This is a genomic window from Desulfovibrio inopinatus DSM 10711, from assembly GCF_000429305.1.
Classification (GTDB): Bacteria; Desulfobacterota; Desulfovibrionia; order Desulfovibrionales; family Desulfovibrionaceae; genus Alteridesulfovibrio; species Alteridesulfovibrio inopinatus.
Window position 1 is genome coordinate 43,736 of the sequence record NZ_AUBP01000028.1, and the last position, 23,973, is coordinate 67,708.

A 23,973-nucleotide genomic window follows, 5' to 3' on the forward strand; every position below is an offset into this window, starting at 1 on the left:
CTGACCGAATATTCGGTCAGCCGGCTCCTCGTGTTTTCGAGAATGTATTCTCGTTTCATTCTGTCATCATTTGGGGTGTGCGATATTTTTTTCTCACACGTGTTCTCATCACTTTGTCTTCGCCGAGACGAGTCGTTGGGCTAAACGTAGCGCAGCGTTAAAACTTCCCAGGCTTGCTTTACCCGTTCCAACAAGGTCGTAGCCTGTACCATGGTCTACGGATACACGCACATATGGCAAGCCGAGCGTCACATTGACGGCTTCATGGAAATGCAACAATTTGAGTGGAGCCAACCCTTGATCATGGTACATAGCAAGGACTGCAGAGAATTTTCCTTGAGCCGCCTGAAAGAAGACGGTGTCTGCCGGCAGAGGACCAACCGCATCAATTCCCGCTTCTTGTGCGGCTTTGACTGCCGGAATAATGGTGTCGATTTCTTCACGACCGATTTTCCCTGACTCTCCTGCATGTGGATTAAGCCCACAAACAGCAAGAGGAGCTGTCAAATCAAGGCGTTGCGTATGCTCTGCCGTCAATTTGAGGCAGCGCAATATTTTTTCTTTTGTGATGAGGTTTGGAACTTCACGTAAAGGAGGATGTGTCGTGACGAGACTGACTCGAAGTACATCTCCACACAAATGCATGCAGACATTATCGGCCCCGACTCCTGACCGTTCTGCCAGAAATTCAGTATGCCCAGGAAAAAGAAATCCAGCATCATTCAATAACGCTTTGTTGAGCGGACAGGTCATGATGGCGTCAGCTCGTTTTTCAGCAAGCAGACGGCACGCCGTTTCAAGACTGATACCGGCGGCAACCCCTCCCTCGGTGACGGCTTCTCCTATGTTGGGTTGCCAATATTTCAATGCTTTAGGGACAAGAAGATGGATCGAAGGGTTCTCCTGTGTGACTTCATTGAATGTCGTCACTGTCCTCCAAAATGGATCAATGCCAAATTGTTGCGCATGATATGCAAGCCCTTGCTCGGGGCCGATAAGGACAACAGAAACACCGGCAAAGGCATTTTCCATAAATGCTCGGCAGACGAGTTCCGGTCCGAGGCCGTTGGGATCGCCTAATGTCAACAGTAATGGTTTCTTCATGATTCTCTCTAAACAGCTGCGCCGGATTTCTCTTAATAAGAGAAATCCGGCGCAGCTCGGGAAGAAGGGTTTGTCTTAAATTTGTGCTCCCAACGCGCGATAACTTTCTATATAGTGCTGGCCGGATTCGGCCCAGGAATATGTTGTACGCATCGCTCGTCGCTGCATCTCTTGCCACTCCTCAGTCCGATCCCATACGGCAAGAGCTTGTTTGATTGCGCCAAAAAACATATCCGGGTCCGCGTCAGGAAAAATGAAACCTGTTGCATCGCCATGTGGATACGAAACAATGGTATCTCGCAGGCCACCAACGGCTGTCGCGACAGGAGGAGTACCGAACTTTAAGGAGTACATTTGTGTCAAACCACAAGGTTCATAACGCGATGGCATGAGAAAAATATCTGATGCAGCCTGAATACGGTGAGCAAGGTCTTCTGTATACCCAACGCGAACGGCTAATCTCCCAGGATAGTCCTCCACCATTTCTTGGAGACGTGCCTCGAACTCAAGATTTCCTTCGCCAAGCACGATGACACCGATATCTTCCTTCATGAGTTCCGGCATAATCGAAATGAGCAGATCAATCCCTTTCTGGCGACGTAATCGTCCAATAAACCCAAGAACCGGTCGATCTATGAGTTTCGGATCAAGATCAAGCTCATAGATTAAATGCTCTTTGCAAGTTTTCTTTCCAGACAAATTTTCGGGCGTGTATTTGCATGGAAGATAGCGATCACTTGTTGGGCTCCAAACGGAATAGTCTGCTCCATTGAGGATGCCTTTAAGGTCTGTAGCGCGGGAGGATAGAATGCCCTCAAGCCCACACCCGAATTTCGGAGTGACAATTTCTTTCGCGTAGGAAGGACTCACTGTCGTCACAAGATCGGCATAGGCGATTCCGGACTTCAGCATGTTGAAATCACCCCAAAATTCAGCGCCATTGATATTCCAAGCTTCGGCAGGAAGTCCCGATTCCCAGAATAACCGGGATGCATAGCGTCCTTGAAACGCTAAGTTATGGATAGTCTGTACGGTTTTCGTTTTGGACCAAAAACTATCGTAGCGTCGCTGGAAATGAATAAAAGCAGGGACAAGAGAAGCCTGCCAGTCATGAGCATGAATAATGTCTGGAGCGACATCCATGCGTCGAGCCCATTCTACTGTGGCGCGACAAAAAAAGATGAATCGTTCGCAGTTATCGAAGTATTCACCTTGGTGTGTATTATAGTAGAATCGACGGTCAAAGTATTCACCACGTTGAATGAAGTAAACAGGGAGGCCGTCATAATCGGAAACATAAATCTCAGCGGTAATTGGCGCCCAGGGGTATCCGACATGCATGCTCGACGACAACAGGCGCATCGGATATCCACCGGTCGACAACCTGCCATAAAATGGCGTAATGACAGCTACATCCTGACCCATTTGGCGTAACTCTGACGGAAGCGCCCCAAGGACGTCTCCAAGACCGCCAGTTTTTGAGAACGGGAATATCTCTGAAGCGACGTAGATAATCTTATGCTTGAACTGCATGCGACACCCTCAATAATGATATGAAATGGTGTTTAGCGGTCCGGGAGAGAAAAAGCATGACACTTTCATGGCAAAACGCATTATCTGAATTTTTTTTTGCATAAAAAGCCATTCAGACAGCCAAAGATTTACGTTTTTGCGCGTATCGATGCAAAATATGGGCATGGTCAAAAACAAGTGGCTCAGGAAGATGCTCCAAGTCAAAAACTTTTGCTGCTTTGGCATCATCACCAGCAGTTAAGGCTTGCGCATCAACCGGAACGGCAACATATACCACACTCAATGTATGCTGTCTCGGATCGCGGTCGGGTTTGGAAAATACACCCAACAAATCCGTTAAAACAACGTCGAGTCCAGTCTCTTCCTTTGCTTCACGTATCGCCGCGACCTCGGCTTGTTCTCCGTAGTCAATGAATCCACCGGGGATGGCCCACCCGTACGGTTCATTCTGACGTTCGATAAGAACAACACCCTGCCCTGGTATATGAATGATAATATCAACTGTGGGGACAGGATTCCTGTAATATACAATTTCTTCGCCACACTTTGGACACGGCTTCTTGAGCAAGGAAACCTCCATCAATATCTTGATTTCAAGGCAGTACGGTTTATACCATTACGTTATGCAACTTCTCTCAGACTTACGACAAAGCAATACTTGTGACAAGATTATTTTGGATCATGGCGGTGCTTTCGGTGATTTTTTATTAACGTGGTCATCGATCGCTGCCATTCGCCAATTCTTTCCCAACATCAATTGCTACTGGCATGGCTCGAGTTCCAGGCTTGCTTTCCTCAAACCGCTTGATATCCATCCAGCACCAGCATGTATTCACCAAACCATGCGGGATCTCTTTAGTCCGGATTCCAAACGCATTCATGATGCACTGTCGAGCTTTCAACAGAGTCTTGTTTTTCGCTTTCATCTTGATAAGCGGCCGACAGGCCTTCAAACAAATCGTATCATCTCACTTCAAGGCTACACACCGGGACAATCAACGTCGCCCCTCTACGCCTATGCGACTCAATTGTCCGCGCTTGGATTGGATATACCAAGAGATAACCGAGAATACTTCCATCAACTCTTTGCTTCTCCAACACAACACGGCACACGGACTGTCCTGCTTTTTTCTGGTTCTGGACATCCCAAAAAAAATTGGCCCCGTGTTCAATTTTTTTCACTTGCTTCTCGACTACGAGTACACGGGTTTGACCCTCTTTTTGTTGTTGGTCCCGTAGAACAAGAGCAAGGCGTGGAGATTAATGAATGGCCTTACGTATATTGCGACCAAGTCGAGGATCTCATTCAGCTCTGCAATAGTGCCCTTGCGGTCATAGGGGGCGATACGGGGCCAATGCATCTTGCGGGATTGCTTCAAAAGCCCACCGTGAGCCTTTTCGGTCCGACAGACCCTGCGGTTTTCGCCCCGATCGGCTCTGAAATTGTATCAACCAAGGCCGCATGTTCACCATGTTCTCAACTCTGTCGCAATCTTACATGTCGGAGACCGATATGTATGGAGGAAATATCAGTTGATATGGTCATGGAGGCGCTTGGCCGTGTACTTTCCGCGACACTGCAACCCATATAAAAAACCGGCTTATCAGGCCTGGATTCCTGATGAGCCGGTTTTTGTAAAAAGAGAAAGGTTATTAAGATTCTAGCAAAAGGCTTGCCAAAGATACTGTTTATATGTATTCCTGTTTAATGCACTGATATATTTAACTTTAAAAATGATGACAGCGATAGGAATGCAATACCAATCGTTCAAAACCTTAAACCGCTTTGTGAATCTTCGCCAAACTCAATGATTGAAGTGAAATTTTTTAAACGCTTTTCTCGTTTGAACTGGACTTCGTGTCATCACTTAGGTGGAAATTTTGGATTATCCCACACCGCTGCCAATCCATATGCTTATAAACCTGTTTGCGAGAACGGCTTTGAACACGCTTGTTCATATGGCTTTTCGCATCAGCGAAAAAGACACAAAAAAACGGCTCATCGGGCCTGGATTCCTGATGAGCCGGTTCTTGTAAAAAGAGAAAGGTTATTGAAGTTCTAGCAAAAGGCTTGCCAAAGTTACTGTTCACGTGTGTTCTTGTTTAATATACTGATATACATGACTTTAAAAATGATGACAGCGATAGTAATGCAATACCAATCGTTCAAAACCTTAAACCGCTTTGTGAATCTTCGCCAAACTCAATGATTGAAGTGAAATTTTTTAAACGCTTTTCTCGTTTGAACTGGACTTCGTGTCATCACTTAGGTGGAAATTTTAGATTATCCCACACCGCTGCCAATCCATATGCTTATAAACCTGTTTGCGAGAACGGCTTTGAACACACTTGTTCATATGGCTTTTCGCATCAGCGAAAAAGACACAAAAAAACGGCTCATCGGGCCTGGATTCCTGATGAGCCGGTTCTTGTAAAAAGAGAAAGGTTATTGAGGTTCTAGCAAAAGGCTTGCCAAAGTTGCTATTCATTCATTTTTCTACTTAATCATTTGATATTTCATGATTTAATAAATGGAGTCATAATATTATTATGATAGCAAACGTTCAAAATGTTAAACTAACTTTTGAATGTCTCCGAATTCTCACATTCAAAGTGAAATTTTTTAAACCAACTCTACGTTATCTCGGAACAGCTTTTTCATATATTTGAAATCCGGCGTCACAGAGAGCTTGGCGCGATGTTGCACCCTCTCGCAATAGATGAAGTGTGCGGCCACCGGACAGCGTGATAACGGTAGAAGGAAGACCGCCTGCCGGCGAAGGGCCCTCCACGCAACATGCACCGGTTGTCGCGAGGAGCGTAGGATCCAGCAGGAGTGCGTCATGGACTGGTGGCTGACCGGAAACATTGGCGCTGGATGCCGAAATTGGCATACCTATTTTTAGAGCAAGGGCCGCTGCGGTGGGATGGGAAGTAATCCGTATGGATACTGTGTGGTTCGGACCAAGAATATGCGGAGGAAGTCCCGTGCGTGCCGGCACCACAATGGAAAGAGGTCCTGGCCAAAAACAATCGGCCAAATTATAGATGATCGGCATATATTGTGAGTTGAAGAATGACGGAGCCAATATGGATTCAACTTGCGCCATATTGGCACACAGCAAGGGGAACGCTTTTCCCTCCGGCCTGTTTTTGATGTTTACCACAGCCTGTTGGCCATGTTCAAAGAAGGCTCCAGCTCCAAGAGCAAAAAACGTTTCGGTTGGGTAAATCAACGGACGGCCCTGTTGAAGAATTTGAACTGCCCTATCAACGTCAACCTGCGTGTCATACAACGTCATTGTCTTCTTACCATATTTTTCTCATAGGGCTTTTCTTTGACACGATGCGACTTGCATGCAACACCGTCTTCGATGACAATATGCAAGGCGCTTTGCCTCGACTTTATACTTCGTCAACAGGAAACGTCATGTCTTCACGTCCCATAGGCCCCATGCCGAGTCTGGCACCCAGTATCCTTTTGACCGCACTCGACGCCATCCCTGATTATGCTCTCGGAAGCGAAAATCGTCTGCGACAAGCCTATATCGTACGCGCATGTCTTGAGCAGCGAACACACCATCCGGAACTCGTCGCGCTTGCTGTCGCCATGGCAACGTGGTCCTGGCAATCACGGCCACTCAATATTGAGGCCATTCAGGACCTTTTGACATTAGCAAACGCCGGTATTGCGCTTCCTCCAGCACTGATGCGTATACTCACGGCGCTTCACCGTGCTATTTCTCCCCCGGAAGATACTCAACTCTGGAATCAACTCCGTATTGTAGGTGACACGGAACTCATTGATCGCTTTTGGGATACCGCGCTTAAAGCGCCTCGATCGGGATTGTATTGGCTCGACCATGTCTTTACAGCGTTGGTTGCCCTCCCCGACCATTCTCGGAGCCGTCGATTGCTCGTTGGGGCGGCGTGGCCGGCAGAGCTCGAACCGATACGGCTACGTCTTCTTGCTGAAATGGCCTGGCACCATGGGGACACAACGCGAGCTTCGGCACTTTTATCACAACTTCCTGCTGGTATTTGGTCTCCATGGACTGACATGGCCCTTGCAGCAATGGCCCGAAACCTTGGGGAAACCACGAAAGCCTCAACACTCACTCAATCTCTGTGGCAACGGATGCCATGGCATGTGAATATGACATTGGTTACACATGATTTAGTGTGTACATCGCCTTCTGCTGACAATACGCTCATTCCGGCACAACCCTCTGAAGCTGCCGTATTGATGTATTCCTATAACAATGCGTCGTTACTCAAACACAGCTTGGACAGTCTTGCGGCCTCCAATTTAGGGGCAGCCCCGCTGCTTGTTCTCAACAATGGGTCGGGAGACGATACCAAAGCCGTCTTGAATGCGGCGGTGGAAAACTTCGATCGAAACCAACTGAACATTATTCATTTGCCCACCAATATCGGAGCTCCAGGAGCGCGGAATTGGCTGTTAATGCACGATATCGTCAAGACCGTTCGATATGCGGTGTTTCTTGATGACGATGTCGTTGTGCCTGCCGACTGGCTTACGTTGCTGTTGCAACAGGCCAGACGTTATCCGCACGCCGGTGCTGTTGGTGTAAAAATCCGCGATGCAGCTCCGCCACATTGTATGCAATCAGCTGATATCAATTTGTTGAGCCAGCATGCATTGGCCGCTCTCGGCGATGATTCAGTTTTCAAGGAGCGCATTCTTCTGTTCGACAATTGCGCTGGCAGTCTTGATACTGGACTTTTTGATTATACACGCCCGTGCTTGAGTGTCTCCGGGTGCTGCCATGCCATCTATCGAGAAGCCATTGAGGCGGCCGGTCCGTTTGATATTCGCTTCAACCCAACACAATTCGATGATCTTGACCGTGATCTTCGCTCTTTTCTCGCGGGATTCCCTGCCGTATATGCCGGGAGTGCGACAATTGGGCATGTCCAAGGATCAAGTCTGGCGAAGTCCAAAACCACCGCCGCAGTCGCGAATGTCCGTGGCAATAACATCAAGCTTGAAAACGCATATGACGATGTGCAGATCACATCTCTTGCGAAGCAAAACAGCAAACTTCTCGCCGACGATATCCGTGCCAAAGTTCACGCGCTCCAGGAGGCGATATAAATTGGTCAAACTACTTTTGTGACCAAATCGATTGCAGCGTCTCAATTTCTTCCGCAGAATATGATGGTTGGTCGTAGAACCCCGCCTCCTGACGTTGTCGATAGGCTTCATATAAAATCACTGCCGATGCGACAGACACATTGAGGCTTTGAACCATGCCGCTCATGGGAATATAGAGTTCTTTATCCACAAGTTGCATGAGTTCGTCATCAACTCCGTCATGCTCGTTTCCCATAACGACGGCGGTTGGTCTCGTGAAGTCCCAATCGAGTAAGGACGTTGCCGTTGCACTAAATCCTGTCCGCACGATCTGAAAACCTTTTTGAGACAAGGCGTTAACCATGTCAGGCCCATTCGTATGGCGTTGCATGGTGATCCATTTCTTCGCCGAGGCAGATGTTTTTTTTCCTAACACGGGAAAAGGTGTATCTGTATAATAGAGATGGACATGACCGACGCCGAAGGCATCACAACTCCGTAAAATCGCCGACACATTGTGCGGATCATGAATATTATTGATGATCAGCGTCAGGTCTTTTTGACGTCGTTCAAGGACGTATTGAATACGCTCCATTCTCCGTTCAGTGCGTTCTCTCGCCATGTGCTTTCCTTTATCGTTTCCGTCTATGCCGGATTTTCTTTTTTCACGTCTTTGGCGTGGCAGTCTTTCCGCGGCATCCTCGCTCCTGTTGCAAAGGCATAAACAGAAGGCACCGTCTTTTCCAGAGCCATGCCAATACACAGAGCGATTGCCATCGTGGCAATGCATGATCCGAAATAATACAGGAGTTGTGTCGCGGAATTGGTCGGGGTGAAAAATGTGGAAATGAATTTTTGAAGAAATGACAAGGTCGGTTCATGGGCAAGATAAATGAAGAACGCATACCGAGCGGTGAACTCAAGCAATTTATTATTCTTGATGACGTCAAACCGTGAAATGCACCACAGAAAAAATACGCCAAGAACCATATTGGCTTTGAAAATATACATAGTGGTCAGTTGATCCAGACCAAAATGCTGATCAATCGTTAAAAAGAAAAGAACAGCAAGATAGAGGGGAATAATCAATTTTTCGATTTTTGTGCTCTCCCCGATGGGAAGCTCTTGCCGGCTGAAAATTCCTCCCAGATAAAAGAAAAAAGCGTGGCCATACAATGTAAACGCCAAGGTAGGATTTTGCGTCATCCATAAATAATACAGCAAAAGGAGCCCAAGGTAGCGAATCTCATTGAAAATCAATATAAAAACAGGAGATACTGCAAAAATAATCAAGAGGTCGCGCAAAAACCACAAAGGATAGTTGATAGGAAGTGTATTGATACCAAATAATTTAACAAAAATACCTTGTTGAAGAATGAAATTCTTCGTCCCCATATTGGGGATACTTCCAATAAAGTAAATCCAGAGAAGCCATATCAAGTTAAAGAGGAGAAAAGGAATAAATACTGTAATAAATTTCTTTTTACACATTGTGAAATAGGCTGAGGGGGTCAAAGTAAATGACCGCATAAAAAGATAGCCTGAAATTGAAAAAAACAATGGAACAGTAATATAGCAGACATTATTGTTGAAAATTTCATAAATATACGCTGCCGTTGGTTCCATATTCGGAACATATGACACAAACCCTCGTCCGGTATGTGCCAAAATAACAAAGGACATGAGAATAATGCGGACAATATCGATCCGCCGAGACGTGTCGAGATCAATGCGCTTGGCCATGATTCACCTGATTTGAAGAAGAGAACGGACAGGCCGTTCGAGGAACACCCGTTATCGGGGTGCGTAATGCCGACGGGGCGTGACATACGTGAAAACACGCCAATTGAAAAGCCGTTCGAGAGAGTTCGCAATGCCGCCCATCACCATGTACACGGCAAGCTTTGCCGCCCTCTTTTTGATTATCATACTTATTTTATTAAGAAAAAACATAAAACAAAACTTGGCACAATATATGCTCAAACAAGAGAAACAACATGATGGAGGTTTATTATGGCTCTTGAAGATATCGCAACGGGAGCGTTTCAGTATGCCCAAGCCGTGCAAAAAATGCAGGCTGATATGATTGCTGCCAAATACAGCAAGAACCCACGAGAAAGCCAATCGTCAGCCATGTCCACATTTGAGGAAACTCTGCAGAGCATGCTGCCTGAAGAAGTTACGGCTTCTCCCCAATATCAATATTATAACGCTCTTAATGCGTATCAAGGAAGCCTGTATTCAGCGGATACGGTTTCTGACCAGATTGATGCGATGCTTACTTTTAGCGATGCAGTCAGCGCTATTACCCTTGATGCAACAACAGAAACTGACACGACAACAGAAACTGACACGACTACAGAAACTGACACGACAACAGAAACTGACACGACTACAGAAACTGATACGACAACAGAAACTGATACGACAACAGAAACTGATACGACAACAGAAACTGATACGACAACAGAAGCATAAACTTTTCGGCACGTTGCGAGTAAATCATTTTTCGCCGGATCACGGATGGTACGGACGGAAGGAACGAGATACGTCCCTTTGCATCATCGGAAAGATATTTTCGGGCACTATGCTGATGATACGCGCAGAGTGGATTCAACGAGTATCTTTGCTTGAATTTCCTGTTCTTCAAGGGCATGTTGCCATATAAAAGATGCTGGCATACAGCCATGCTGGCATCTCGGCAGACTCCCACAGAGAATAAGGAGCGCGTCCATGCGTCATCTCGTTATTATTCCTGTCTTTTTGTTGCTTTATTTGGTCCTGTTCCAGAGTTCACCGATTTGGGCTGATACCATCATTTTGACGGCCGATACGTGGTGCCCATTCAATTGTTCTCCCCGCTCTTCAAAACCAGGCTATGCTGTCGAAATTGCCAAACGGATTTTCAAAAAAGCTGGCCATAAGGTAATTTACACGGTGAAACCGTGGAAAACAGCCATTGAAGATGTACAATCCGGTAAGGATACCGGGATCATTGGCACCACCAAAGCCGAATCGAACGATTTTATTTTTCCCGATGAGCCCATCGGCCGCCCCCGAAATACCTTTTTTGTCCGAAAAAACGATCATTGGACGTACTCCAGTCCTGAGTCGTTGGACTCCAAGCGTCTTGGTATCATTAAGTACTATGATTACGGAACGGCACTGAATACCTATATTTACGCCAATCTCGGCACCGATGCCATTGTCATTAGCGAAGGGAAAAAGGCTCTGAAAAATAATTTCAAGCTGTTGATGGACAAAAAAATCGATGTTCTTGCTGAGGATTCCAATGTTGGGACGTATACGGCCTTGAAAATGGGGATACTCAATAAGGTCGCACAAGTGAACGCTGGAAGTCCCCCTGTTGATATATTCATTGCCTTTTCTCCTCAAAATCCCAAATCCAAGACATATGCTGATATTTTCGACAAAGGCCTTCGTGAGCTGCGCTCTTCTGGGAGATTAGCACGAATTTTAAAACGATACGGCCAGCAAGATTGGGAATAGCTGAAGGCCTGGGAGGCAGTGTTTCCCTCCGCATCCCACGTTTCTCTCCCTCTTCATCGAGAGAAATCACCAACGATCATTTTTTATCGTGCTTTTAAGCGCACGAAGCAATGTCTACGCTATTGAGGAGGACGCACTCCATGCAATCCGATGAGTAGCACATGGGAAGCGAAATTGTAGACGGCATTATTTTCCACCCGGTCTGATGGAGTCTAGGGAGCAATTCGTCTTACATGGGAGAGGATAAAGCAGCCAAGCATGTTACTTCTCATGAAGTATCACGCTGTCTCTTCGATCTTTTCAAGTTGGAATGCACGCAAAATTTTATTCCAGCACAACCAGCAATTCTGACAGAAGATCAAGAATTCGAAGATACGTTCTTCTTGAACTTTCCTTACGAAACGTCTCCAAGGTTTCGCACATCCTCTTTCGGTAGAGTCACTGTAAAAACAGCCGTTTCTCCATTTTGATTTTGCAAAATGAAGCCCCCGATATTCCGCATAAGCCGATAGGATACAGCCAGGCTCGAATCGGCTTGTCCGTCTCCTTCCGGGGTAAAGAGCAAGCTTGAATCGCGTGTTTTCTGAATACGGGGCTCCATCGTAAATTCAACACTGACATCCCGTCGTGTTTCGAATGTTTTAATTCGCAATTGTCCACTTGGTTCCACAGTGACTGCTGCATTTTGAATGAGGTTCAAAAAAATCTGCGTCAACGTATCTTGATCCGACGCGATACTTGAAACGCCTTCATCCAGTTCGAGCATACAGGCAAGTGATTGCCTGGCGAGGGTTTGACCAAGCAGATCCACGCAAAAGCGAAGAATAGCATTCACTGAACATGCTTCACGAACCGCTTCTTCAGGCTTGTTAAGATAACTCCGCAGTCGGTTGAGCAAGGATTCAAGACGCCCTGCTTCCTCAAGAATCACTCCCACTTCAGGCAAATCCGGCTGTTTCTTTGCCAGTCGATTGGCAAATCCGGCCAACGCTGTCAGGGGATTACGAAATTCGTGGGCAATCTCGTCAGACATTGCGCCAAGTGTATTGAGCTTCTCGCGCTGTACAAGCATCTTGTCGAGAAAAAAGCGCTCGGTCATGTCCATGATAATGCCCTCGACGCCTTCGGGATATGACTTATCCGATGCATTGGGACGAGGAATGGATTTCAACAGCAAATGGACAATGTATCCTTTTGCATGACGGAACCGGAATTCAAGAGATAACGGCAAACTTCTATCCACAACAAACGAATCCATTTGTTGCTTGACGCGATTTTTGTCTTCCTCGTGAATATTTTCCAAGAACCAGTCTGGATTCTGCGTTGCCTCGGAGGGGGCATATCCCAAAATAGTTCGACATGACTGACTGATAAATTCAATCCCAAGATTCGGCAGCATGGAAAATACAATAACAGGCAAATTTTGAACAAGATCGTGATATCGTCGTTCGGCTTGTTTGCGTGAAGTAATATTTCGACCAACTGCTTGATATTCTATAACGGTTCCGGACTGATCATATATCGCCCGTACCGACCAACGCATCCAATACGTTTCCCCATGCGTGACAATACGAAATTCTTCAGTCCGAACCGGATCTTCCGGACTGACGTCGGCCATCAGATTCATCGCCGCAATTTTGTCTTCTTCGGGGACAGGTGGTGTAAACGGCTGGCCCAATACCTCTTCCTTCTCAACATCAAAAAATCGACAAAACGCATTGTTGACAAAAGAAATCATCAATTTTGGAGTAAACCGGCAAATCAGTTCGGTTTGGTCCTCCACAATCGCTCGATAACGAGATTCCGACTCAAGTAACTCACGTGTACGTTCCCGAATCCGCATTTCCAACTCATCATGCGCTTGTCGCAAAGCATCTTCGGCTCGTTTACGCGCCGTGATATCGATTCCCATGACCAACGCTAGTAATGACCCATCAAGGTCGGTCATTGGATGACAATGCACATGATAGACGCGATCTTTCGAATCGGTCCACTCGCGTTGCACAGGACGTTTGCGACGCATGGCTTCATAGGGAGAATCAATAGAACACGGTGTTTGCGTCACATCGGCAGCGATATGGCAGTCCAAAGATTTGGGGTGACCAAAAAGTCGGCGAAATGTGCGGTTCGCAAAGGAGACGTGTGCTGTTTCATTGATGATGAACACAAATCCCGGCAGTGCTTCGAGAAGATAAAGATGGCGCTGTTTCTCTCGGCGCAAATCTTCTTCCATTGCTCGCTTCTCACTGACATCGTTACCATGCAGCAAGAGTACAGGGACATGCCCCGATTCGGGCGGGGACAGACTTATTTTACCTTGGTAATATTGTTCTTCGTGCTTGATGGCAAAGTCAATGGGAGTGGTTATGTTGTTTTGCGCATTATGCTGAACCTGAAGACGCGTTTGTTCATCCAGGAGCGAAAAAAAGTTTCGGGCATCGGGAGGCATTGAGCCAAGCACTTCCAACGCCGCGTCGTTGGCATGCATCACGGTGCCATCGATGTCCATCACAACATTGATCCCGCCGGCTACACGCAGGAAAGTCTGAAACACGGCATCCATTGCCATCATGCCTCCAAAACGCCCGTACCAACCTCCGAGATGCAAGCCAAGCTGCATCCCAGAGGAATACTGTCTCCATTAGGCAAGAGCTTGAGCAACAATTTCTTTCGCCTCATCCTGGATGCGCTTGAGATGATCGCGTCCAAGAAAACTTTCAGCATATATTTTGTAGATATCTTCAGTCCCTGACGGTCTGGCCGCAAACCATCCATTTTTCGTCGTGACTTTCAAACCACCGATTGCAGCATTATTGCCCGGAGCTTTTGTCATAGCGGCGGTAATGGTTTCACCGGCAAGCGTATCGGCTGTGACATTTTCCGGCGATAAATTTTTCAATTTGGCTTTTTGCTCGGGAGTGGCCGCACTGTCTATGCGTTCATACACCGGGTTCCCGAAACGTTCGGTCAATTCGGTATAAAGCAGTCCCGGATCTTTGCCTTTTGTGGCGGTAATTTCAACAGCAAGAAGATCCATGATGATACCGTCTTTATCCGTTGTCCAAACCGTTCCGTCTTTTCGTAAAAACGAAGCCCCCGCGCTCTCCTCTCCTCCAAAACCATACGATCCATCGAGAAGCCCGTCGACAAACCATTTGAAGCCAACCGGTACCTCAGACAGCGTTCTTCCGAGGTCGGCAGCCACACGATCAATCATCGAACTGGAGACGAGGGTCTTTCCAACAGCCGCATCGGCTCGCCAGTTCGGTCGGTTGCTGAATAAATGATGAATTGCCACGCAAAGGTAATGATTCGGATTGAGCAACCCAACACTTCTTGTGACAATACCGTGTCGATCATAATCAGGATCATTCCCAAAGGCGATATCGAATTTGTCTTTATGTTGGATAAGGCTCGCCATGGCATCCGGAGAGGAACAGTCCATACGAATCTTGCCGTCATGGTCGACTGTCATGAAAGAAAAAGTTGGGTCGACACGGGGATTGACCACTTCAAGATTGAGCCCATATCGTTCAGCCAAAGGCTGCCAATATGCAATACCCGACCCTCCAAGTGGATCAACGCCAATTTTCAAGCCTGCCGACCGAATAGCATCCATATCGACCATGTTGGCCAAATCGGCAACATAGGGAGCAATATAGTCGTATGCACTTGCTCCGTTTGCAGCAAATGCGCGCGTTCTCGACACACGTTTTACGCTTTTCAAGCCTTCAGCCAGAATGGTATTTGCCCGATCTTCAATAATCTTTGTTGCTGTTGTATCAGCTGGGCCACCATGAGGTGGATTATACTTGAATCCACCATCTTGTGGAGGATTATGCGACGGGGTGATAACAATGCCATCAGCCAGGTGCTCAGTCCGTCCAGCATTGTAGGTGAGAATAGCGTGGGAAATAACAGGCGTTGGAGTGTACCCGAAATCATCCTGGTAATAAAAAGCGACATCATTGGCGGCAAGCACTTCAACAGCCGTAATAAATGCCGGTTCGGACAATGCATGAGTATCTTTTCCGACAAACAAAGGGCCGTCATATCCTTGTTCTTTTCGGTAATCGCAAATGGCTTGTGTAACAGCGAGGATATGATGCTCGTTAAAAGACGTTTTTAATGAAGACCCACGATGTCCCGATGTACCGAACGCGACGCGTTGTTCCCGGATAGCGACGTCGGGGGCATCGCTGTAATATGCTGTAATGAGTTTAGGAATATCTACCAGCATGGAATGCGGTGCCGGTTTTCCGGCCAGGGGGCTTTTCGCCATGCGTCAGTTCTCCTTGTGCACGTGTTCCTGCAATTGTATTGGGTACATCAAAGACGACAATCGATACATCTTCTTGGGATATTGCCCAAATTTATCGCTATGTCCACCCGTCAGGAAGAATTTAACAAAAAAAGCGCTGGGCTGACACGCGTACTTTTGCAGAGAGGACAACGCCCCGGTCGAGTTGTACGTTCCCGTTTCGCAAAAACAAACCCACAGGCCATACAATGGGCGGGAACCATATCAAGCCGCAAAGCCTCTCCTTTCGCGGAACGACGCAGATGATCGAGGTGTTGAAAAAGATCTTTTTCCGAAACCCGAGCCAAGGAGGAAATATCCTTGGACGAAAGTGGCTCATCTGCAGCTTTCAACACGTCGAGAATGCGTTGCCGCGCCGTTTGATTCCGCATCGGTGGAGAGGAAGACATTGCCATATCCGACATGATTCCTCGCTGGGCGTGCGGCCATGCAGGCCGCACGGATTACAAAAAGTCAGGGTCAATAGCAGCCTTGCCGTTGCCCAACATGATTTTCACGAAGCGCATAGCACGTTCATCAATCGGAACAATGGGGAACTTGGCGCGGCACACATCGCATTGTGCCATAGCCGGCTTGGTCGGGGCAATGACGGGAACTTCCCGCCGACATGCAGGACAGGGGTAGAGATAAATCAGCTCCACGCCCACCGGTTTGACTGGAGTCATTGGTTTTTTGGCGGAGGGCACAGTCACTATCCTTGATTTGAAGAAACAATAAGATTTTTGCCTGTCATGTCTCCAGGTTGCTCCAGTTCAAGCAAATGCAGGACAGTCGGGGCAATATCTCCCAATTTGCCTGTCTCCAATGTCGCACTTTTGCGCGCAGGGTCGACAAGTACAAAGGGAACATTATTCGTTGAGTGCGAGGTGACTGGAGCTCCATCCGGCGTCATCATGACTTCAGCGTTCCCGTGATCGGCCGTTATGATGAGTATGCCATCTTGCTCTAAAACCGTATCGACAACCCGCCCCACACAACCGTCAACAGTTTCAATCGCTTGAATGGCTGCCGCCAATATTCCTGTATGCCCCACCATATCTGGATTGGCAAAGTTGACCACGACAAAATCAAGCTCGCGGCTTTCCAGGCGTTCTACGAGTGCATCGGCAACGGTACAGGCGCTCATTTGCGGTTTGAGATCGTACGTGGCGACATCACGAGGGGACGGAATGAGGACGCGCTCTTCTCCAGGAAACTCACTCTCACGCCCACAACTAAAGAAATATGTGACATGGGCATATTTTTCAGTCTCGGCAATGCGCAATTGCCGCATCCCGGCTTGCGACACCATTTCTCCAAGAGAATTGACAATGGTCTGTGGACCAAAGGCAACCGGTACGCCAAACGAGGACTCATACTCCGTCATGGTGGCATAGCCAGCCAAATCAGGCCGGGTCACGCGATCAAATGCTTCAAAAGACTCATCAATAAAGGCACGTGTCAACTCACGGGCACGGTCGGCACGGAAATTAAAGAAAAAGACACCGTCTCCGTCGCGAATAGGTCCAACCGGTGCACCAGATTCATCAAGGATAATCGTCGGCTTGACGAATTCATCGTTTTCATCGCGATCATAGGATGCAGCAACAGCAGAAAGGGCATCAGGAGCCGTTTCCCCCTGACTTGAGGTCAAAGCAATATACGCCTTTTCAACGCGCTCCCAGCGTTTGTCCCGATCCATGGCCCAAAACCGTCCCGTGACGGTCGCGACGTCACCGATTCCGATGTCGTTCATCGCGCCAAGAATTTGTTCAACGTACCCTTTTCCACTTGTAGGTGGGGTATCGCGGCCATCAAGAAACGCATGGAGATGAACAGAACGCAACCCTTTATTTTTACACATCTGGAGGAGCGCTTTCACATGCTCAATATGGCTGTGCACGCCTCCATCGGACAGAAGCCCCATAAGGTGAAGACTGCCTCCACGAGCTTGGGTTTTCTCCATCAAATCGATCAAGGTCGCATTCGTCTCGAGTTCATTGTTTTCAATGGCAATATCAATGCGTGTCATATCCTGATACACAACGCGGCCAGCTCCGATATTCATATGGCCGACCTCGGAATTGCCCATAAATCCTTCCGGCAACCCGACGGCTCGACCGGCGCATTCCAGGCTGGTCTGGGGGTATTCGGAAAAGAGCGCATCAATACGCGGCGTCTTCGCTTGGGTCACTGCATTGCCTGGTCCTTCCGGAGCAAGGCCGAAACCATCAAGGATGCATAAGACAACCGATCGTTTGGCTTTCATTCATCTTCCCCGTGCGAGGTGTGGCCAGGCAAGTCGATACGCGTCCCTTGTGACCACAAACCCTCAATATTATAAAAAGATCTGGCTTCTTCAAGAAACACATGAACAAGGACGTCATTTAAGTCGACGAGAATCCATTGACTATTCTTGTAGCCTTCCATTCCAAGGAAGGAAATGCCCTCTTCACCGCACCGCTTAAGTATATCATCGGCCAACGACTTGGCCTGACGGAGGTTGGCGGCGGAGGCAATCACCATGGCTTCGGCAATAGAGCATAGGCCAGCGACATCAAGAACAACGATATCAGTTGCTTTTTTTTCATCCAGCCAGGAGGCCACGATTTTGGCCTTATCGAGTGTCGTCATAAATTTGCTTTATCTTGTGGTGAAACGTTGATGGACAAAGGCATCTTGTCTGTTCAAAATCATTGCGCCGAACGGCATGCCGGTTGTAAAGGATTTCGATTCGCTACGCAAATAGCGCAGTATACAGTGCCGATCATGCCGATATGGTTGACGACAAACAACGTTTTCAGGCACTGATAACAGGTTCTTCTTATTTCGCGCCCTGGAGGATTTTACATGATATTCGATGTTGCTAACGAGACCATGCCCAGAGAGGAACTGGAAGCACTGCAACTGCGTCGGCTTCAGGCTCTGGTACACCGTGTGTACGCCAATGTCCCCTTCTACAAAAAAGCTTTCGACAATGTCGGAATCAAGCCTGAAGACATCAAAAAGCTCTCCGACGTCAAGTATCTGCCTTTCACAGAAAAGCAGGATATGCGCAATCATTATCCGTATGGGCTGTTCGCAGTTCCCAAAGATAATATTGTTCGTATTCATGCTTCCTCTGGAACGACAGGCAAATCCACGGTTGTTGGCTACACGAAGCGTGACGTCGAAATTTGGGGGCAGCTTATGGCCCGCAGTTTCATGGCATCTGGCGCAACCCCCAAAGATATTGTCCACAACGCCTATGGTTACGGCCTCTTTACAGGCGGACTCGGTGCGCATTATGGCGGCGAGACCTTGGGGTGTACGGTTATTCCCATCTCGGGCGGTGCAACCAAACGTCAAGTAGCCTTGCTTCGCGATTTCGGAGCCTCAGTCATTTGCTGTACCCCCTCCTATTTTCTCCATCTGTATGAAGCGGCTTTGGAGTCCGGTATTGATTTCAAGGAATTACCACTTCGCATCGGTATTTTTGGAGCCGAACCCTGGTCTGAAGAAATGCGCCGCGATATTGAATCACGTACAGGCATCACAGCGATCGATATTTACGGCCTGTCCGAAATCATGGGGCCAGGTGTCGGCATCGAATGCGAAACGGCTCAAAACGGTCTCCATATCATGGAAGATCATTTTCTAGCCGAAATCATCGACCCCATCACCGGAGAACCTTTACCTCCTGGAGAGACCGGCGAACTCGTTATCACAACACTGACCAAAGAAGGTCAGCCGCTTATTCGTTACCGTACCCGCGATATCACAAAGCTGAACATCACTCCCTGTCGCTGTGGACGTACATTAGCTCGGATGCATCGCGTGATGGGACGAAGTGACGATATGCTCATTATTCGTGGGGTCAATGTCTTCCCATCGCAAATCGAAAGTATTCTCATTGAAACTGACGGTCTGTCCCCACATTATCAACTTCTTATCAAACGCGAAGGCACACTTGACTCTTTGGAAGTTCAAGTGGAAGTTGATGAAAAAATCTTTTCTGATGAAGTCAAGAAGCTTCAACAACTTGAAGCGAAAATTCAGAAAAATATCAAAGAATTTTTGGGTGTCACGGCAGTCGTCAAACTCGTTGAGCCGAGAGCCATCCAACGTTCTGAAGGCAAGGCCAAACGCATTCTGGACATGCGGTAACCAACCGCATTCCGTGCACTTTTATCAGGGAGATCCCTTATGAAGGTCGAACAGATATCCATATTTTTGGAAAACCGCGCCGGTCGTCTGGAAGAAGTGACCCGGATTCTGGCCGAAGAAAACATCAGTATTCGCGCGCTATCTCTGGCCGATACATCTGATTTCGGTATTCTGCGTCTTATTCTCTCGGATCATGAACGCGCCAAAAAAGCACTTAAAGATAATGGCTTTACCGTTGGACGTACTGCTGTTGTTGCTGTCGAAGTGCCGGACAAACCAGGCGGCTTGCATTCCATTCTCAAACTGCTGAGCGGCAATGGTATTAATGTGGAATACATGTACGCCTTCGTTCATCAGAGTGCCGAAACCGCCATCATTATCTTCCGATTCGATAGAACAGATCAAGCTATTGAGGTTTTGCAAGAGAACAATCTGACAATTGTTCCAGGTTCCAGACTGTACAACCTGTAATGCATTGAGGCCGCACCGACCGGTGCGGCCTCATAAACCCACCCCACACCGTTTCGGTGTAACACACGGACACAATCATTATGCGTATGCCCCCTGCGAACAGGGCTGCTCAATTCAGCCTCAATATCGTCATTGTCGCCGTTTCTTTATATTTGGCGTTATTGGCCGTAGATATTTTGCTCTATTATTTTGCTGGAAACCTCGGCGTTTTTTCCAAAAAACAAGTGGAACTTCTGTACTCCTACGGTGTCATTGCTCCTTCGACACACCCGTTATACCGTCCATGGCTCAAGGGATTTGTTTATGAACCGAATGCTCCAACACAAAAAGGATCGGCCATTGATTCATATAAAGCTTATGGATTAACAGCCAATCCGGAACCAACTTTCGACTTGGAGCCCACTGATACTTTGGGCTGGCACAATCATGTTGTTCCAGCTAAAGCCGCAACACTTTTTATCGGGGATTCTTTCTGTTACGGAGCCGGAACCGGATCGGCCGATAGTATTTATAACCAGTATGAGCAGCGAACGCATATTCCAGTCTATGCAGCTTGCAAAGGCGGATACGGGTTAGCGCATTACAAACAAATTCTTGATTTCATGACCAGCAAGGATTCTGAAGGATATTCGCGCTTCCAAGGAAAAACGGTGTATGTGCTGCTCTACATGGGAAATGATTTAGCTGCTGATATTATCGTGTATAATAAGCGTGTTACCGAAGAACAGACAACACCATGGCGCTTTTTCCGATTGATGTCTTTGCGCAATCTCATCACATTTTTACGAGATTCCAACGGGCTTTCCGCTGTTCCGGAAGCGCATGCCGCCACGACTCCCGATTCCGATCCCCTAGGGTATTATCCCCTTCACCTGAAAGATGGAGGGAAATCATATCCTCAACTCACGTCAGGCGTTGATCAGCCGTTTGCCCTCCATCCTTTCTATCGTACGTTTATCAATATGGAATGGTTTACCGATGCGGATCGCCAGGAGATACGATCTCTTGTCGCTGAACTCAAAGATACAGCGCAAGCCCATGACTTGACCCTTCGCTTCGTTGTTATTCCAACGGCTTTGCAAGTGCTGGCATCGCATTTCGATATGGATCGCGTGGACCCCACGTCAGCATATGCCACAGAGCACAAAAAGATCATCGCCAACTTAAATGGAATGACTGATTTTATTCTCGGGGTGTTAAAAGATGCTCCCCTGCCAACCTTGAATCTACTCCCTCTGCTTTCCGCTGACCCGAATGTTGGTACTTACTATTGGCCTACCGACACGCACATGACCCCCGCCGGTAACGCGGCTGTTGTGCGTGCAATGCTCGATACCTTTGGTACGCCATAAATGCTCCCTGAAGACGAACTTTTGCTTTCTAAGGATAGCGAAAAAGCCCCCTTTTAAAGGGGCTTTTTCGCACAGAGAATAATATTTTTGAAAAACAGGAGAAGTTAGCTAACGCATATCATCTTCCATCGCCGTCAAATGCCCTGCCCAAGCTGCCAGGCCAAACCATGTCCAGTTATTGTCATAATAGTGATCCGGGTTGCGTAATATGGAAGCCAGGTTTGCGGGCGAAAGCTTGTCATTCACCAAGGCCGTCGCAAGCTGTGGTGAATACATTTTGAGTGCCGGCAAAATGCTCCCATAAAAGCTTATTGAGGTGACATCACTTTTCTTCACTCCAGTAACAGAATACTGTGTGTATAAAGCTCCGTCCCTCGCCAAAATATCAACTATGGCTGTTGTGCGGGCAGGATCGCTACACGCCCGAGGGAAGTTGTTCAGAAGACAGTCCACTGCAACGCGCCAGTATACGCGCATCGCATCGAATGAAAAATCTCCGGAAAGCCGTCCTTTTTCAGCCAGAGGAACAAAGTGTCCAGATTTGTCGAGAATGGCAAAATCAGCTGGCAAGAGAACATTTTTTTGTTCAAGAAAGCGTGTCAGCACATCGTAACATCGCTCACGTACCCCGAGCCAATCTCCTTCCGGATCGAGAGTCGCAAAATGTGGATAGGCGTAAAATGTAAAATATGAAAAATTAATAATACGGTTAGAGACAGCCCAGTTCCCGGCGCTGGGAATCCAGCCTCCATCGACGGGAATTCCTTCTATCTGGCGTATAGCCGTAATCAGTGCTTTCGCTCGATCACGGTATTCGGGCATATTGAATGCTTTAGCTGCTAATATCAGCGCAAACGCGATATCTTGATCAGCATCCGTCGCGGTATTGGCATCAAGAACGCGCCCACCATCTTTGGGAGTCCATTGCCAGGAATACAACCCGTCCGGACGAGCAAGGTGGGCTTCCGTCCAATTGAAAACGCGATAGAACGTTTCTTTGTCTCGCATCCACACGGCGCGAAGTAAGGCATAGGATTGTCCTTCACTCGTCACCTCCTGCCGTGCCTCATCCCATACATATCCCTCAGGCCGAAGGAAGGTCTCCTTATAGGCCACCCAAGACGTATCAAGAAATGCCAGGCTCGAATGTGAATTCTTCTGTGATTGGCAGCCAAGTATCAACGACGAGAGAATCAACGCGAGCGCCATACATTGCCCACAAAGAATGCGAAACATTTTCACTCCTCAAAAGGAATATTTCAGAAAAAAATTACCTCGATTGAGCCAATAGCCATCTGTATCAGTGTAGGCGAATACCCCAACGCCGATGCGGAGTGATTCATATTTATAGGCGATATTAAGCAACCCATGTATACCTTCCTGCGTATCTCCATCCTTGGTCGAATCCCTCGTCCACAGCAATTGAGGATTCACCTCGGCTTCCACTTCGAGGAAGCCGAAATCCTGAATAGTATGGAACATCACCCCTGTCGTAATATGATAATATGGGGAAAAATAACCTGGTTTATCTTCGGTATTGGATTCCATATAGACATTCGGCCGAATAACGGTCCAATGTTTATCTCGGCTCCAAAGGATTGGAACCTGATAGTGCGCATATCCCCATTGTCGCAGGTTACCGTCTTCCATGGAATCAAGTCCGCCTTCGAGATGAAGCTGATGCTCTGGAAAGGTGACAATGTTGGTGAAAATACGGGCCTTATTCACGGCCAAGTCCGGAGCCATTTTGGTCATGTCCGTAATGCGGTTGAAAAGTCGTGTATCATACTTGTCGTGTTCGGCCCACATACTTTCACGCTTCGCTTCTGCACCGATTTCCGATTCGTTATCGAAAATGTATTTCAACCCGAGCTTACCGCCAACGACATATCCCCGATACATGGGGGTTCTCAGCCACGAGTTCAGATCACCATTGCTATCTCGCCAGATTGCACCCTCAGAGCTTTGCAATTGAAAATTTTCGTATCCCAAAGCCCCCCACAGGACGAAGCGCGGTGTCACAAAAAGATCAACAAATCCCAATGACACGGCCGTACGCCACACCTCAGTTTCATGACGCGACCCTTTGGCATCCTGATGAATCTGCCCCGTCATGGCCTGGAGACGGAGCTTGAGAGCATCCCATAACGTCCCCCCGCCGTAGATTCCACCATGCAAAACAGTAATGTCGTTCTGGTCACGAAATCCGGCACCATATACCCCGGCAAAGGGTCTCATCTTTTCATTGAGTTCCGCTTCGGCTTTGGCAATTTCCGCACTTAAAGCATCAGCATTCGTCACCGCTACGGACATATCCATAGAACTGGTCGTGGTCGGTCCACGAGTTATGCTTGCCTCCGTTTCACCCAGTTCCTGTTGGGAGGCTGCTGCTGCTCCGGTTGTGATCAAGACCAGTAAAACAATGGCCTGGAGAAATCTGAAGATACATTTCATGGCTC

21 protein-coding genes are annotated in these 23,973 nt (G+C 47.6%); 7 read left to right on the forward strand and 14 right to left on the reverse strand.

The window, feature by feature from the left end:
* Positions 1-108: 108 nt before the first annotated feature.
* The 3 genes from pdxA to G451_RS0116865 all read right to left on the reverse strand — a co-directional run bounded on the left by pdxA (position 109) and on the right by G451_RS0116865 (position 3,205).
* Positions 109-1,104, reverse strand: a complete 996-nt coding sequence (gene pdxA / locus G451_RS0116855) for a 4-hydroxythreonine-4-phosphate dehydrogenase PdxA (RefSeq protein WP_027185181.1) — start codon at positions 1,102-1,104, stop codon at positions 109-111.
* Between the two features lie 75 nt (positions 1,105-1,179).
* Positions 1,180-2,637: a glycogen synthase GlgA gene (gene glgA / locus G451_RS0116860; protein ID WP_027185182.1), complete on the reverse strand. Its 1,458-nt coding sequence runs from the start codon at positions 2,635-2,637 to the stop codon at positions 1,180-1,182.
* A 112-nt stretch (positions 2,638-2,749) separates the two neighbouring features.
* Positions 2,750-3,205 carry an NUDIX domain-containing protein gene (locus G451_RS0116865; protein WP_425387510.1) on the reverse strand — a complete coding sequence of 152 codons (456 nt, stop codon included), beginning with the start codon at positions 3,203-3,205 and terminating at the stop codon, positions 2,750-2,752.
* On the opposite strand from G451_RS0116865, the gene G451_RS0116870 reads away from it, so the two are divergent.
* Positions 3,198-4,229: a glycosyltransferase family 9 protein gene (locus G451_RS0116870; RefSeq protein WP_156921687.1), complete on the forward strand. Its 1,032-nt coding sequence runs from the start codon at positions 3,198-3,200 to the stop codon at positions 4,227-4,229. The two genes, G451_RS0116865 and G451_RS0116870, sit on opposite strands and share 8 nt — an antisense overlap.
* 1,047 nt (positions 4,230-5,276) lie before the next feature.
* Here the strand turns inward: G451_RS0116870 and G451_RS0116885 are convergent.
* The gene (locus tag G451_RS0116885) at positions 5,277-5,939 is read right to left on the reverse strand and encodes an L-threonylcarbamoyladenylate synthase (RefSeq protein ID WP_034642586.1); all 663 of its coding nucleotides are present in this window, start codon (positions 5,937-5,939) and stop codon (positions 5,277-5,279) included.
* A gap of 128 nt (positions 5,940-6,067) precedes the next feature.
* Here G451_RS0116885 and G451_RS0116890 point away from each other — a divergent pair, with 128 nt between their 5' ends.
* Positions 6,068-7,756 (forward strand): glycosyltransferase family 2 protein, encoded by a 1,689-nt coding sequence (locus G451_RS0116890; RefSeq protein ID WP_051261603.1) that lies wholly within the window; start codon positions 6,068-6,070, stop codon positions 7,754-7,756.
* Positions 7,757-7,766: 10 nt separating this feature from the next.
* Here the strand turns inward: G451_RS0116890 and G451_RS0116895 are convergent, their stop codons facing one another.
* Positions 7,767-8,357, reverse strand: coding sequence for a TrmH family RNA methyltransferase (locus tag G451_RS0116895; protein ID WP_027185187.1), 591 nt, complete (start codon positions 8,355-8,357; stop codon positions 7,767-7,769).
* 23 nt (positions 8,358-8,380) lie between these two features.
* Positions 8,381-9,478, reverse strand: coding sequence for an acyltransferase family protein (locus tag G451_RS29980; protein WP_051261604.1), 1,098 nt, complete (start codon positions 9,476-9,478; stop codon positions 8,381-8,383).
* A 270-nt stretch (positions 9,479-9,748) separates the two neighbouring features.
* On the opposite strand from G451_RS29980, the gene G451_RS0116910 reads away from it, so the two are divergent.
* Together G451_RS0116910 and G451_RS0116920 are read left to right on the forward strand one after the other, a co-directional pair.
* Entirely contained in the window at positions 9,749-10,213 is a 465-nt protein-coding gene (locus G451_RS0116910) for a hypothetical protein (RefSeq protein ID WP_027185189.1), read from the forward strand.
* Between the two features lie 255 nt (positions 10,214-10,468).
* Entirely contained in the window at positions 10,469-11,245 is a 777-nt protein-coding gene (locus G451_RS0116920; protein ID WP_027185190.1) for a substrate-binding periplasmic protein, read from the forward strand.
* A gap of 394 nt (positions 11,246-11,639) precedes the next feature.
* Here G451_RS0116920 and G451_RS0116925 read toward each other — a convergent pair whose 3' ends face one another.
* The 6 genes from G451_RS0116925 to rsfS all read right to left on the reverse strand — a co-directional run bounded on the left by G451_RS0116925 (position 11,640) and on the right by rsfS (position 18,179).
* Positions 11,640-13,817, reverse strand: a complete 2,178-nt coding sequence (locus G451_RS0116925) for a PAS domain S-box protein (protein WP_169727896.1) — start codon at positions 13,815-13,817, stop codon at positions 11,640-11,642.
* 69 nt (positions 13,818-13,886) lie between these two features.
* Positions 13,887-15,527 carry a phosphoglucomutase (alpha-D-glucose-1,6-bisphosphate-dependent) gene (pgm, locus tag G451_RS0116930; protein WP_027185192.1) on the reverse strand — a complete coding sequence of 547 codons (1,641 nt, stop codon included), beginning with the start codon at positions 15,525-15,527 and terminating at the stop codon, positions 13,887-13,889.
* 110 nt (positions 15,528-15,637) lie between these two features.
* Positions 15,638-15,970, reverse strand: coding sequence for a hypothetical protein (locus G451_RS0116935; protein ID WP_051261605.1), 333 nt, complete (start codon positions 15,968-15,970; stop codon positions 15,638-15,640).
* A 39-nt stretch (positions 15,971-16,009) separates the two neighbouring features.
* Positions 16,010-16,231 (reverse strand): hypothetical protein, encoded by a 222-nt coding sequence (locus G451_RS0116940; RefSeq protein ID WP_034642610.1) that lies wholly within the window; start codon positions 16,229-16,231, stop codon positions 16,010-16,012.
* Positions 16,232-16,257: 26 nt separating this feature from the next.
* Entirely contained in the window at positions 16,258-17,814 is a 1,557-nt protein-coding gene (gene gpmI, locus G451_RS0116945) for a 2,3-bisphosphoglycerate-independent phosphoglycerate mutase (RefSeq protein WP_027185195.1), read from the reverse strand.
* Positions 17,811-18,179, reverse strand: a complete 369-nt coding sequence (gene rsfS / locus G451_RS0116950; protein ID WP_027185196.1) for a ribosome silencing factor — start codon at positions 18,177-18,179, stop codon at positions 17,811-17,813. The genes gpmI and rsfS overlap by 4 nt, the downstream gene beginning before the upstream one ends.
* Positions 18,180-18,395: 216 nt before the next feature.
* On the opposite strand from rsfS, the gene G451_RS0116955 reads away from it, so the two are divergent.
* The 3 genes from G451_RS0116955 to G451_RS0116965 all read left to right on the forward strand — a co-directional run bounded on the left by G451_RS0116955 (position 18,396) and on the right by G451_RS0116965 (position 21,514).
* Positions 18,396-19,691 carry a phenylacetate--CoA ligase family protein gene (locus G451_RS0116955; RefSeq protein WP_027185197.1) on the forward strand — a complete coding sequence of 432 codons (1,296 nt, stop codon included), beginning with the start codon at positions 18,396-18,398 and terminating at the stop codon, positions 19,689-19,691.
* 39 nt (positions 19,692-19,730) lie between these two features.
* The gene (locus G451_RS0116960) at positions 19,731-20,162 is read left to right on the forward strand and encodes an ACT domain-containing protein (protein WP_027185198.1); all 432 of its coding nucleotides are present in this window, start codon (positions 19,731-19,733) and stop codon (positions 20,160-20,162) included.
* A gap of 80 nt (positions 20,163-20,242) precedes the next feature.
* Positions 20,243-21,514, forward strand: coding sequence for a hypothetical protein (locus G451_RS0116965; protein WP_034642589.1), 1,272 nt, complete (start codon positions 20,243-20,245; stop codon positions 21,512-21,514).
* Between the two features lie 108 nt (positions 21,515-21,622).
* On the opposite strand, the gene G451_RS0116970 is transcribed toward G451_RS0116965, so the two are convergent.
* Entirely contained in the window at positions 21,623-22,750 is a 1,128-nt protein-coding gene (locus G451_RS0116970) for a family 8 glycosyl hydrolase (RefSeq protein WP_027185200.1), read from the reverse strand.
* A gap of 9 nt (positions 22,751-22,759) precedes the next feature.
* Positions 22,760-23,968 carry a hypothetical protein gene (locus tag G451_RS0116975; RefSeq protein ID WP_027185201.1) on the reverse strand — a complete coding sequence of 403 codons (1,209 nt, stop codon included), beginning with the start codon at positions 23,966-23,968 and terminating at the stop codon, positions 22,760-22,762.
* Between the last annotated feature and the right edge of the window lie 5 nt (positions 23,969-23,973).